At 41.8% G+C, this 12,523-nt stretch carries 12 protein-coding genes and 1 tRNA gene; 4 read left to right on the forward strand and 9 right to left on the reverse strand.

All coding sequences use genetic code 11. From position 1 onward, the window contains the following. Nucleotides 1-67 precede the first annotated feature (67 nt). From menC to HY811_07455, 6 genes are all read right to left on the reverse strand, one after another. Nucleotides 68-1,222, reverse strand: a complete 1,155-nt coding sequence (gene menC, locus HY811_07430) for an o-succinylbenzoate synthase (protein MBI4834631.1) — start codon at nucleotides 1,220-1,222, stop codon at nucleotides 68-70. Between the two features lie 2 nt (nucleotides 1,223-1,224). Next, the gene (locus tag HY811_07435) at nucleotides 1,225-1,605 is read right to left on the reverse strand and encodes a YraN family protein (protein MBI4834632.1); all 381 of its coding nucleotides are present in this window, start codon (nucleotides 1,603-1,605) and stop codon (nucleotides 1,225-1,227) included. Beyond that, complete coding sequence (locus HY811_07440) at nucleotides 1,602-2,309, reverse strand: DUF502 domain-containing protein (GenBank protein ID MBI4834633.1); 708 nt, start codon at nucleotides 2,307-2,309, stop codon at nucleotides 1,602-1,604. The genes HY811_07435 and HY811_07440 overlap by 4 nt, the downstream gene beginning before the upstream one ends. 12 nt (nucleotides 2,310-2,321) lie before the next feature. After that, nucleotides 2,322-3,761: an RtcB family protein gene (locus HY811_07445; GenBank protein MBI4834634.1), complete on the reverse strand. Its 1,440-nt coding sequence runs from the start codon at nucleotides 3,759-3,761 to the stop codon at nucleotides 2,322-2,324. A gap of 6 nt (nucleotides 3,762-3,767) precedes the next feature. Next, nucleotides 3,768-4,187 (reverse strand): archease, encoded by a 420-nt coding sequence (locus tag HY811_07450; protein MBI4834635.1) that lies wholly within the window; start codon nucleotides 4,185-4,187, stop codon nucleotides 3,768-3,770. A 50-nt stretch (nucleotides 4,188-4,237) separates the two neighbouring features. After that, a tRNA-Leu gene (locus HY811_07455) sits at nucleotides 4,238-4,320 on the reverse strand. Nucleotides 4,321-4,411: 91 nt separating this feature from the next. On the opposite strand from HY811_07455, the gene amrB reads away from it, so the two are divergent. The 4 genes from amrB (at nucleotide 4,412) to HY811_07475 (ending at nucleotide 9,298) form a co-directional block, all read left to right on the forward strand. Next, nucleotides 4,412-5,959 (forward strand): AmmeMemoRadiSam system protein B, encoded by a 1,548-nt coding sequence (gene amrB, locus HY811_07460; protein MBI4834636.1) that lies wholly within the window; start codon nucleotides 4,412-4,414, stop codon nucleotides 5,957-5,959. A gap of 131 nt (nucleotides 5,960-6,090) precedes the next feature. After that, complete coding sequence (gene amrS, locus HY811_07465) at nucleotides 6,091-7,140, forward strand: AmmeMemoRadiSam system radical SAM enzyme (protein ID MBI4834637.1); 1,050 nt, start codon at nucleotides 6,091-6,093, stop codon at nucleotides 7,138-7,140. 92 nt (nucleotides 7,141-7,232) lie between these two features. Continuing rightward, nucleotides 7,233-8,330, forward strand: a complete 1,098-nt coding sequence (locus HY811_07470; protein MBI4834638.1) for a hypothetical protein — start codon at nucleotides 7,233-7,235, stop codon at nucleotides 8,328-8,330. Between the two features lie 2 nt (nucleotides 8,331-8,332). Beyond that, nucleotides 8,333-9,298, forward strand: a complete 966-nt coding sequence (locus tag HY811_07475) for a hypothetical protein (GenBank protein ID MBI4834639.1) — start codon at nucleotides 8,333-8,335, stop codon at nucleotides 9,296-9,298. A gap of 3 nt (nucleotides 9,299-9,301) precedes the next feature. Here HY811_07475 and murD read toward each other — a convergent pair whose 3' ends face one another. From murD to HY811_07490, 3 genes are all read right to left on the reverse strand, one after another. Then, nucleotides 9,302-10,708, reverse strand: a complete 1,407-nt coding sequence (gene murD, locus HY811_07480; protein MBI4834640.1) for a UDP-N-acetylmuramoyl-L-alanine--D-glutamate ligase — start codon at nucleotides 10,706-10,708, stop codon at nucleotides 9,302-9,304. An 8-nt stretch (nucleotides 10,709-10,716) separates the two neighbouring features. Next, entirely contained in the window at nucleotides 10,717-11,799 is a 1,083-nt protein-coding gene (locus HY811_07485) for an omptin family outer membrane protease (GenBank protein ID MBI4834641.1), read from the reverse strand. 481 nt (nucleotides 11,800-12,280) lie between these two features. Further along, nucleotides 12,281-12,523: hypothetical protein (locus HY811_07490; GenBank protein ID MBI4834642.1), on the reverse strand; the 243-nt coding region annotated here is incomplete at its 5' end.

Here is a 12,523-nt window from a genome sequence, read left to right on the forward strand (position 1 = left end):
TAATTAAATTATTATCTAACTAAATAACCGTGCTTGTGTCAAGAATTACCCACGCCTCCTATCTTGCTTAACCGCGTGGTTTTATAGTTTCATGATGAACTATATACTGCCGTAATTGTTTTATATTTACCTCTGCGCCGAGTCCGGCATTGGTTGGTATCTTAATGGTCCCATCAGATTGAAGGGCAATTGGAGGGCTAATAATATCTTTTTCATAAAACCTGGCGCTGGCCGAAATATCCGGCGGTAATGTAAAACCGGGAAGGCTGGCTAACGCAATATTATGCAATCTGCCGATACCGCTCTCCAAAAGCCCGCCGCACCAGACCGGGATTTTATTTTTACGACAGAAATCATGGATTTTAATCGCTTCTATCGGACCGCCGACTCTCGCCTGCTTGATATTGATAATTCTACAACTTTTTAATTTAATCGCCTGCTCGGCATCGTGATACGATTTAATACTTTCGTCCAGGCATATCGGGGTTTGAAGTTCCCTCTGCAATTCTGCATGATCAACTATATCGTTATAAAAAAGAGGCTGTTCTATCATCAAGAGATTATATTTATCCAGTTTCTTCAATAATTTCCGGTCAGATAATTTATAAGCTCCATTAGCGTCAACAGCCAGTAGTATCTTAGGAAATCGTTTTCGGATGGCAGGAATGATATTCACATCCCAACCAGGTTTTATTTTAACTTTAATACGCTTATAACCTTGGGTTAAGGCGTTTTCAACCCGTTTAATTAATTCGTTAGCGCTATCCTGTATCCCTAAACTAATTCCGGATGGTATATATTTACGAATCCCGCCCTCCAATGTTCTGTTAGAGGAGCCAATGGCCGATTCGCCATATAATTTAGCCAGCGGCATTTTCCGTTTCCGGGCAATCAGGTCGTACAAAGCCATAATCACACCCGCCTTTGCCATATTATGCCCGCGGATATAGCTGAAAACAGATGTCAGATTTCCGATGTCAGAATAAACTTTGCCTAAAATTATCGGGGCAAGAAAATCCTTGATAATATATTTAGCCGTAGTTACGGTTTCGGATGAATAATACGGCTGAGCCGATGCTGGACATTCTCCCCATCCGACTAAATCACCGCCGGTAACTTTAATAATCAAAGTTTCCTGGTGATAGACCCTGCCAAAACTTGTTTCGAAATGGGAAGCCAAAGGCATTTTCAAGTGAGACATGTCTATTCTGTCTATTTGCATATTTATCCCCTGCTAAAAGCGTTTTTAATCAGGTGTATTTCTATAGCACCGATTACCGGCTCTTTTAAAGTAATCGCCACGACATCAAAACGGCAAGGCGTTTCCGGTGAGATTTTCTTGCGCATAAGATAATAACGAGCCGTATTGATAATCTGCTTTTGTTTGTGTTTGATAACGGATTCTTCCGGAATGCCAAATTCATCACTGCTTCTCGTTTTTACTTCCACAAAACAAATGGTTTTCTCGTTATAACCAATAATATCAATTTCACCCAATTTAGTGCGGAAATTCCGTTCGATAATCCTATAGCCGTTTTTCTTCAGGTGTTTCAGCGCTAATTCTTCGCCTGTGGCGCCGAGTAATTGCTTATTGTTTTTTGTCATAGTTTATTCTCAGTCACCGATTTTTCCGAGGGAGACTGCAACGGCTTTAACTGGTTCGGCGGGATAAGCAACCCGCCGGAAATAAGTATCCGTATCGCTTCATCTACAGAGATAGAAAGAGGAATAACCTGTTCTGACGGAATAAAAGCCGTCCATCCGGTAAATGGAGTAGGCGAAGTCGGCAAAAACACCGTTATTGTCTTTTTCCCCACGGTGTCACTGATGTCTTTCAGGCCGTCAGAAGTAATAAAACCTATTTGGTAAATTCCCTGCCTGGGATATTCAACCGCCACTACTTTTTGGAATTTTACTTTCTTGTCATCAGAAACAAATATATCAGCTATCTGTTTGGCATATGGATATATGGAATTTATTACCGGAAACCGTGACAGGATGAATTTCTCGACACCCCTCAAAATAGTTCTCCCTAAAAAGGTTGCCATCATATATCCAACGAAAAAAATGACTATTATTGCCAGAGGAAAACCGACCAAGGCAATCATTACCGCATTATTCATCACATTATCCATCGGAATCCCAAAAATAAAACAAACCAATAACAAAACGCCGCGGCCTAAAGGTTGCGCGATATAATAATACATAAACCTAAAAGCCAATACTATGACAAAAATAGTAATCATGGTCGGCAAAAGCGCCCCAAGACCGGTTATAAACATGTTTTTCTTTTCCTTGATATCTGCCATTTTATTCCCTTCCTATCCTTTTATTACTCCTAATGGTTTAAACTTTGCTACTTTTTTGCTTATTCCGGTTTCATCCATCACGCGAACCACATCAGTCACATTTTTATACGCCTGGGGCATTTCTTCTGCCAGCCCTCCGCGGCTTTTACTCATCACAAACACACCCAAAGATTCCAACTCCTTAAAAAGATCATGGTTTTTCATCTGCTTAATCATCTGGGAACGGCTGGCGACCCTGCCTGCCCCATGACAGGCGCTGCCGAAAGTCTGCTTCATAGCTTCTTCCGTTCCGACACATAAATATGAACTACGCCCCATGTCACCGGGGACTAAAACCGGCTGGCCTACAGAGCGATAAACTTCAGGTACGGAAAGATGCCCCGGAGGAAACGCCCTTGTTGCTCCTTTACGGTGCACACATACTTCCTGCTTCTTTCCATCTATTTCATGCTTTTCTATCTTGGCAATATTATGAGCCACGTCGTATATTAATTCCATTCCCAATTCCCGCGGAGAAATACTGAGCGATTTAAGCAACGCCTCCTCAGCCAGCGCCATAATCACCTGGCGGTTTACCCAGGCGTAATTAGCCGCGCAAGCCATGGCAGACAAATATTCCCTGCCCTCTTCGGATTTTAACGGGGCGCAAGCCAACTGGCGGTCAGGCAAACTTATTCCATATTTCTGGGCAGCTTTAAGAAGCTTCTTCACATAATCATCACAAATCTGGTAGCCGAATCCGCGAGAACCGCTGTGAATTGCAATCACTATCTGGCTTAAATCCAAACCTAATATCTTTGCAATATCCGGGCGATAAACCTCCTCCACCCTTGCAATTTCAAGGAAATGGTTACCGGAACCTAATGTTCCCACCTGAACCAAGCCGCGCTTTATGGCATCACTGCTGACTATTGAAGGTTCGGCAAATTCTATTCTGCCTTCGTCTTCCGTATGCTCCAAATCTTCAGCTTCACCATAACCTTTTTCCACAGCCCAACGAGAGCCCTTAATCAATAACTGTTTTTCATCCTGCGGTGATAATTTAGGAATGGCACCTTCTGAACCAACGCCGGAAGGAATGGCATTATACAAATCTCTGACTATCTCCTTGATTTTGGATTGCACATCATCTACGGTAAGATTAGTCCGCATTAAGCGAACTCCGCAGTTTATATCATAACCCACTCCGCCCGGAGAGATAATGCCTTTTTCCATATCAAAAGCCGCCACGCCGCCAATGGGAAACCCGTAACCCCAATGGATATCAGGCATAGCCAATGAATATTTAATAATACCAGGCAGGCAGGCAACATTAACAACCTGTTCAAGGCTTTTATCCTCCTTGATTTTCTCCATCAATTTCGCGCTGGCGTAAACTCTGCCCGGGACATTCATCCGGCCTTCAGGCGGAATTTCCCAAAGGTTATCGTTTATTCTATTTACCGTTATCATTATTCGCTAAACATCAAATATTATTTCGGCCTGCCATCCGCCATTTGTTTCTTTTACAGAAAGATTATGAAAAGTTACCGCCTTAATTTCCTTTTGGATAACATGCTTACCAGGATTAAAATCCTCACCTTTTATTATAGCCTTAAGCTGCCGGTTATCTATGGATTCTATCGCAAAAGCACTTAATAATCGTTTATTAACGGTATACTCTTTTAATAAGCGGCTTAACCAATAATTCATTAACTCCTCTATATTATCCGCAGTTATTGTTATTTCTTCCTGGATTAACGGTTTTATTTGCTTAATAGACGTCATGACATCAAACAATGCAAAACCGGCATTATCAAAAAGTTCGGCAAGAGTTTTCCCTCTAACCCGAATGCCTATATCCGCAGTGTGAGGAATAAATTCATAGAAAGACTTCATATAAATGGATCGCCCAGCTCCGCATCCTGAACGCGTTCGGGGTGCGGGGCTGGGCGAGGAGGGAGTTGAACCCTCACCCCCTTGCGAGGAGAGGATTTTAAGTCCTCAGCGTCTGCCATTCCGCCACTCGCCCCGTTAGAGAAAAATGATATTATAGATTATTTGACTTCAAAAGCAAGAATTTTTGCTTGACTCAAATAGATTGTTTTTAGTATATTAAATATATGAGAGTTTTAAAACCAGGATTTATGGTTTTGGCATCCTTTTTGGCGTTAATCGGCTTAGCTTGCCCCAAGAATGAACAAATACTTACCGAACAACCAGAATTAACACCTGACAGTTTTACAAAAAATAAGGAGGTAACAGGAAACATGATACATCATTTTACTTTAAGCGAAGGATGGGTACCGTCAAATAAAACAACTCTGCAAAAAACCATCAAGGAGCTCTTGGAAAAGACTGAAATTAAAAACGAGGATATCTTCAAACAAGAAAAAACACGCGGATTGATAGCTCCCCACGCCGGCTATCGCTTTTCCGCCCAGTGCGCGGCATACGCTTATAAAACACTGGAAGGAAAATCCTACAAAAGAGTATTCGTGCTTGGACCTAATCACCATGTCCGCGGATTAAAAGGAGTTTCAGTATCCAAATCAACTCATTACGAAACACCTCTCGGAGAAGTTCCTGTTGACACACAAGCTTGCAAAGAGCTGTTGCAAAACAAGCATTTTAGCCACGTGGCGGAAACAGAAGAAGGCGAGCATTCAGTGGAAATCCAAATACCGTTTTTGCAGACACTTCTTAATGAATTTAAACTTATACCGATTGTGGTAGGCGAGCTAAGTTTAAAAGAAATGCAGCAAGTAGCGGAAACCATCCAAGCTTATGTTGATGATGAAACACTGGTCGTTGCCAGTTCTGATTTCATGCATTACGGCGAAGGTTTTGGTTACAGCCCTTTTACCGATAACCTCCGGGAAAATATCTACAAAACGGACCTTGAAGCAATCCAGCACATTACCACATTAGATATATCATCCTTCCAACAATACCTGAATAAAACGGAAAATACTATTTGCGGAAGAAACCCCATCACTTTATTAATGGCTATATTACCGGATACAACCGGAATGTTGCTCCATTATTATACGTCAGGAGATCTCACGAATGATTTCGAAACATCTGTCAGTTATGCCGCAATAACCTTTACCGATTATAAATTGACGGATGACGAACAGGAAACTCTTTTGCGATTAGCGCGTAAAACGATCCAAACATACCTAAAAAATGGAGAGAAACCGGCGATAGCCCCGGAAAAACTTACTCCTGCATTAAGCAGGCCAAAAGGGGTTTTTGTCACATTAAAGAAAAAAGATCAGCTGCGGGGCTGCATCGGATGCATCCCGCCAACTAACCAGCTCTACCAAGCGGTCATTGATTATGCCATAAATTCAGCTATTAATGATCCCAGGTTCAGGCCGCTGGATTTATCAGAAGAACCGGTGGTTGATATTGAAATCTCCGTATTGAGCTCGCTCAAAAGAATAAAAGGACCTGATGATATTGTGATTGGAAAACATGGGGTATATTTAATAAAAGGACGAAACGCCGCTATATTTCTCCCTCAAGTCGCTCCGGAGCAAGGCTGGAACAGGGATACTATGCTGTCAGAATTATCCTTGAAAGCCGGTTTAGATGAAAACGCCTGGCGTGAAAAAGACACTCTTTTTTATGTGTTTACCGCACAGGTTTTCGGGGAAAAAGAATAAGGGTTTTTATTATGGGAATCTCCCGACGCAAGTTCCTTAAAATAGCAGGCGTAACTTCAGCCGGCATCATCGCAGGAGCAGGAATAACAAAATTATTGTTCATACATGATAAACCTATAAAAACACCTCCGATGATAAATGCCGAATCATCTGATGACAAACCCGGCCTCCATGAAGCCATGTTTTACGAAAAACTCCCTGATAAAAAGATCAAATGCACTATCTGCCCAAGGTATTGTGTGGTATCGCCCGGCAATCGCGGCTATTGCAGAAATAAAGAAAACCGTGAGGGGATTTATTACACGCTGGCGCACTCAAAAGCATGTTCAACTGCAATCGACCCTGTTGAAAAAAAACCGCTTTTCCATTTTTTGCCGGGAAGGAGGGCTTTTTCCCTGGCAACCGCTGGATGTAATTTCCAATGCCAAAACTGCCAGAACTGGCAGATTTCCCAATCAGACCCCGATAAATTAAAAAGCCAGGATTTATTTCCCCAAACAATAGTTACTATATGCCGGGAAAAAGAAATTCCGGTTATCGCCTTTACCTATTCCGAACCGACGGTTTTTTATGAATACATGCACGATACGGCAAAAATCGCCCGGGGAAACGGAATCGCCAGCGTAATGATTTCCAACGGCTATATAAACGAAAAACCGCTCAAGCGATTATGCCAAGAACTTAGTGCGGTAAAAATAGACCTGAAATCTTTCAGCGACGAGTTTTATCGGAAAATCTGCGGCGGCCAGCTACAACCGGTTTTAGATACTCTTTTAACACTGAAGAAAATCGGCATCTGGTTTGAAATCGTAACCCTGATTATCCCCTCATTAAACGACAGCGAAGGGGAAATAGAAAAAATGTGCCTCTGGATCAAAGAAAACCTTGGGACAAATATTCCTTTGCATTTTTCCCGATTTACCCCAACTTATAAACTTACGAATTTACCGCAGACACCGGTGAGCACTTTGGTAAAAGCATATAATATCGCACGCACAACGGGCTTGAACTTTGTCTATTTAGGCAATGTTTCTCCTCACGATTATGAATCCACTTACTGCCCGAATTGCAAAACCACTTTAATAAAAAGAACCGCATTTGATGTAAAAACAATTAGCCTGAAAAATGGAAAGTGTTCATCCTGCCAGACATCTATTCCTGGCGTTTGGCAAGTGAAATAATTCTGTTTATTATTATTTTTTTCTTGCATTTAATCAATCGATGTAGTATTATGATTTGGTAACATATTATATTAACAAGAGGGGTGTATCATATGAGAAACCTACTTTTAATCATTATGATATTAGGCATGCTGGCCGGGATAGGCGCAGCTTATTTCGGCATAACCGAACGTCAAAAAGCGCTTGAGGCAAAAGACACCGCTGCCACCAAAGAAAAAAATGCTGTCGATGAACAAAAAGCTGCCGAGAACGAACGGGACGAAGCGGTTACCAAAAAAAATGATGCTGAAAGCAAGATGAAAGAGGCGATGATAGAAACAGAACGCTACAAAGGCATTGCGGACCAAGCCACTAAAAAAGCCCAGGAAGAAACGAATAAAGCAGACGAAGCTATAAGCAAAGAAGCCCAGGCCAATAAAAGACATGATGACATGAAAATAAAGATGGAAAACGCCATACTTGATGCGGAACAGGCCAGAAAAGAACGTGACGAGGCTTTAGGGAATTCCGCAGGCGCAGAACAAATAAAAGAGGAAGCAGAAAAAAACCTCGCCCAGATGACCGATGATATGGATAAAATCAGGGAAGAATTCAACAAAATGAAGGAACTCACCGATAATGTCGCAAAACTCACCGGTTTTATAGGCAAATTTACAACTATCCTTATAAATGATATTCAAAGCGGAGACGACACCTTTGTTGAAGGACTCGATTTATTCCAATCCGCCGAAACGGTAAAAAACAAGGCTAAAGCCATAAAATTAATCTCTGAAGCGGGTAAAAAATATGAAAGGGCTAAAGGACAAATTGACAAATTAGAACCTACCGGCCGTGCAACCGAAGATATCATAAAAACAATGTCTTCTAGCGTCATGGAAAACATCCAATGCATCAGGGAAACAAGCGAATTCCTAACCACTTTATCGCAAGACAACAACCCGAATAATCAGGCCCTAAAAAAAGAACGTTACACTAAATATATTAATATACGCCGGCGTAAGGAAAAAGCCGACAGCCTGATGAGCGATATTTGCGGAAACATCTTAAAACTAATGGAAGAAAATAAAGGCAATTTCCTGCCGTCACATCAGGCAATAATAAACCGTGCCCAGGATAATTTTTACAAGAGATGGCGGTCGGCTCCGGAGGGTTCCGAGGAAAACACATCTACCAATCCTCCGAAAGAATAACAATGTTGCGGATGAATGTGATTTTCAAAGCCACTTGCATTGTAATTATTCTGTTTGGTTTAAACTGCCAATTTAATCCGCCTTCTGACACTGAAAACGAAAAAGCAGCTGTTCCGAAAATCGCAACCGACCCAAAACTAATCCCTCCCCCTCCAAGAACACCCCTAGAGATAGTACGGGACAGCCCGGCAGATGTAATCCACCGAGATGTCATCCAAAAAATATCCGAGGGGAAATACCTGACGGCGCTTGAAGAAATAAATATGATGGCTAATGCCCACACTTCTTCAGAAGCTTATGTTATCGAAGCACAGATTTTAAGGTTAATCCTGCTTACTTCTCTCCGTATTTCCTATCTACACCTTGCGAACGGCTATCAGAAAGGATGGGAAACCGTCCTGAAAATGCCTGATGAGTATTTAGCCGTTAAAGAACGTACCGATCGGCTTACTAATCTATCCAGGATTTCTGGAAATTACTATGAACTCCACAAAAAAATCTCAGTTCAATTAATAAAAGCCTATGACACTTTCAGCGAGATTCAGCCTGATTTTATAAAAGGCCGCTTGCGTATAATCGCATTGGGATTCAAATATTCGAAAATCATACCAAACACTACTCTGGAAAAAATAAAAGAAGGCGTTTTACCCGCAACCGCTACACGGGAAGAAGCCGAAAAGGCAGAAATTCATAATTGCATCCTGCTTTTCTGGACGGCGTTAACCGGATTATATTCTTGGTTAGCCGGCTCTTTCCGGTGGCAAACTGAAGAATGCCCCGATGAAGCATTCGGTGATAAACCCGACCTTCGGAAAATCCTCCTTAACAGAGCAAAAGATTTCTTGATAGTTACCGAACAATTAACGGCTAAAGAACCTTCTCCTGCGCCTAACGAAAAAAAGCCGCTTTTTCTTCCTGAGCAATATTATCCGGAAACGCTCTTTCCGAAACCGGCCCCAAAAAAATAGCCATTAGGAAAACCTCATGACAAGTTTCTTAAAAAGGTTCCCTCGCTCGGCAAAGTTGTTGAACATGTCATAGCTGGCGCAGGACGGCGAAAGAAGGACGGTTTCTCCCCGTTTTGCAACTCGGCAGGCAATATGAACAGCTTCATCAAACGACCTGGGCATTATAATATCTTTTTCTTTCACCCCTTTTTTAATAAACGCATCTCTGATTTTACCGGCGGTTGCACCTACTAAAACAGCAATCCGAACATATTTCGCCACCGCTACGGCCATATCATCAAAAGGCAATTTTTTATCGTACCCGCCTGCAATCAGGATAATTTTTGGCTTAGCGTTTTTTGATATGGCACGTAATGCTCCTATGGTAGATTCCGGATTTGTTGCAATAGAATCATTATAATACCTGACTCCTTTAAATTCCCGCACGAATTCCAAGCGGTGCTCTACCCCTTTAAACTTTTTGACGACTTTTGCTATAAATGGTGCTGGGACGCCTAAAATATTCGCGGCTGTAATCGCAGCCAGGATATTATCCTGATTAAAATCGCCTAACAATTTTATCTCCGAAGTTCGGCAAACAAAAACAGGCATAGCGGAGCCGGATTTTAAATAAAAACCATCGTCTTTAATAAACCCGCCTTTTTTAACATTTCCCTTCCGACTGAAAGCAAAAACCTCACCCAGACAATCCTTTGACCAAGCAAAAACGGTTTTATCGTCCTTATTCAAAACCGCGTAAGAGTTTTTATCCTGATATCGGATAATATTCTTCTTTGCATTGCTATAGTTTTCCATTGTCCCATGGCGATCCAGATGATTCGGCTGTATATTCAAAATAACTGATAAAAAAGGACTCTTTCTTAGCTTGCCTAAATCATCCAACTGAAAACTGGAAAGTTCTAAAACAACGATATCATCCGATGAAATTTTATTAAGCTGAGCAAGGAGAGACCCCCGTCCGATATTGCCTCCCACCCAAACTTTTTGGTTAAGCCCTGTCCGTAATATTTCCCCAAGTAAAGCTGTGGTTGTGGTCTTGCCGTTACTGCCGGTAATGCCTATAATACGTGCCGGGCACAAACGGAAAAACAGGTTCATTTCCGTTTCCAAAAGTATTTTATGCTTACGCGCTATTTTCAGGTAAGGAGAACCTGTCGGTACAGAAGGATTAACAACGATTAAATCAGATTTCTCGAAATCAGGCGCATGGTGTCTTCCCAAATGATAAATAACACCTTTCAGTTTAGAAAGCTTTCTAATGGTTTTTTTCAGTTCCTTTTCCGGTTTCAAATCGGTTACCGTCACCTTAGCTCCGTTCGTCGCAAAGAACTTCACAGCCCCGGCGCCTCCGCCGAATAAGCCTAGCCCCATTATTAAAACTTTCTTGCCGAAAAACTGGTTATAAATCATTTTTATCCCTAAAAACTAAACCTGACACCTATCATCACCGATTGCTGCATACTTCTTATCCGGGAATCTATCCCGCTTATAGAAGCCCCCGTTTCATCACCGGCTCCAGCAGGGTCATCCCCATACCAGTATTGAACCTGTGTTCCTATCGTATCAATTTTCATCATAAAACCGTTTATATGAAACAGGCAACTTGGGCGAAATGTCCACTCTGCATTTATCCTAAATAAAACAGCATTGCCTTGGCAATTATTCTCGGAAATTTTATTGCGCAATAAATGGTCGTCCGTATCATTTGCATGGACGATATTGGAATAACCCATTTGCAACTTTATATCCAATTGCTCACCGGCAACGATATCTGAATTTATCCCCAGATATGGAATCCGGTATTCCACCTGATAATCCAACACATCTCCGTTTACGATTCCCGTATAAAGCGGAGCGTAGGCGCCGTATCCGACTTGTTCAACATCAGAAACGTCGTATTCAAATGATTGAAAAATATATCCTGCCAAAATCCCTGCGGCTATTTTTTCATTGCGGAAAACGTTATATACGCCGTTTATTTCCATGGATTGGGCAAACATTTTTGCAGTAGATTCAGAATAAATATCCAGCCCGTTATTCACTTGCCCAACCACGGCAATATCCGTTGCATTGGTCAACCAATCAGAATCTTTTAAAGCACCGGAAGCCCCTGCCAGGGATATTAAAGATTTTATTCCTACTTCCCACTGATGCCATTCGTTTTCAAGGCCTTTTTGCCTAACGCAAAAATCTACTCCAAACAGGAGGCTCTCTAAAGGAAACTCCAGTTGGCTAACCCCATCTTTAAAATCTATTTTATAAGTCGTATGTCCCGACATACTGCCGGTCATAAAATTCGCGGAAACTTCTTTATCATCCGAAGCCGCATTTTTAACAGCCGTTCGATCTGAACCGGATAATTTGGTGTCTGCTATATATTTATCTGATTTAAGATTCTGCGGATTTATAGACCCGATTGATACACCCTGCCTCGCCGCCAAACAGGTTTGGCATGACGTAAGGATTAAAGTAAGAATAACGGAACAAACAGCAATTTTCATGATTTAATATTATGCATAATATCATTTAGATAGACAGATTGTCAATGATTGATATGAATGTTTTCGTAACCTTATGTCTTTCAATCATATTTTTTTAGCAGGGGTAGAGCGTATATTGCAGATGGGGAGTATAACTATTGTAAGGGAGAGGCGTAACCGTTAGAAGCGGGGAGTATCACCGTTAGAGGCGGGGGATTCTTCCACTTAAGATAGGGAGTATATCCGTTGGAGGGATGGACTACAACCGTTAGAGGATGGGGGAATAACCGTTATAGGCGGGGAGTATTACCGTTAGAAACGGGGGATTCTTCCATTTAAGATAGGGAGTATATCCGTTAGAGACGGGGAGAGGTAAGGTTAGAGGCGGGGGGTAAGCCTGGAGAGGGTGGGGGGAGGTAGTCCCCCCTCTTTCTTACCCCTTGAATTTATTAGGGTTATGATTTCAGTAAAAACTGCTTTCCGTTAATTTTGTTGGTGTTTATTACCGGCTAAATGTTCCAACAAACCGTATGAATGGGCCTTTGATGGTGTAATCATTGTCATTTATCAGGTCATCGGTAAAGTCCGTGAAATTATACCCTACCCCGATATAGGCATATTCGTTAAATTTATACATACCTTCAATCAACATGCCTGCTTTCTGATCATCCGCCAGCTCCTGTTTAAGCATACGGTATTCCACACCTGCGTCTATCTTCTTGATGATATGATAGTTAATGCGACC

Source organism: Planctomycetota bacterium (assembly GCA_016207825.1).
Taxonomy (GTDB): Bacteria; Planctomycetota; MHYJ01; order JACQXL01; family JACQZI01; genus JACQZI01.

What these genes read in the sequence shown, in the direction of transcription:
- amrB (MBI4834636.1), top strand. Translation starts at nt 4,412, where the DNA reads ATGAGAGTTTTAAAACCAGGATTTATGGTTTTGGCATCCTTTTTGGCG.
- HY811_07440 (MBI4834633.1), bottom strand. Translation starts at nt 2,309, where the DNA reads ATGGCAGATATCAAGGAAAAGAAAAACATGTTTATAACCGGTCTTGGG.
- murD (MBI4834640.1), bottom strand. Translation starts at nt 10,708, where the DNA reads ATGATTTATAACCAGTTTTTCGGCAAGAAAGTTTTAATAATGGGGCTA.
- HY811_07485 (MBI4834641.1), bottom strand. Translation starts at nt 11,799, where the DNA reads ATGAAAATTGCTGTTTGTTCCGTTATTCTTACTTTAATCCTTACGTCA.
- HY811_07435 (MBI4834632.1), bottom strand. Translation starts at nt 1,605, where the DNA reads ATGACAAAAAACAATAAGCAATTACTCGGCGCCACAGGCGAAGAATTA.
- amrS (MBI4834637.1), top strand. Translation starts at nt 6,091, where the DNA reads ATGATAAATGCCGAATCATCTGATGACAAACCCGGCCTCCATGAAGCC.
- HY811_07445 (MBI4834634.1), bottom strand. Translation starts at nt 3,761, where the DNA reads ATGATAACGGTAAATAGAATAAACGATAACCTTTGGGAAATTCCGCCT.
- HY811_07450 (MBI4834635.1), bottom strand. Translation starts at nt 4,187, where the DNA reads ATGAAGTCTTTCTATGAATTTATTCCTCACACTGCGGATATAGGCATT.
- HY811_07470 (MBI4834638.1), top strand. Translation starts at nt 7,233, where the DNA reads ATGAGAAACCTACTTTTAATCATTATGATATTAGGCATGCTGGCCGGG.
- HY811_07475 (MBI4834639.1), top strand. Translation starts at nt 8,333, where the DNA reads ATGTTGCGGATGAATGTGATTTTCAAAGCCACTTGCATTGTAATTATT.
- menC (MBI4834631.1), bottom strand. Translation starts at nt 1,222, where the DNA reads ATGCAAATAGACAGAATAGACATGTCTCACTTGAAAATGCCTTTGGCT.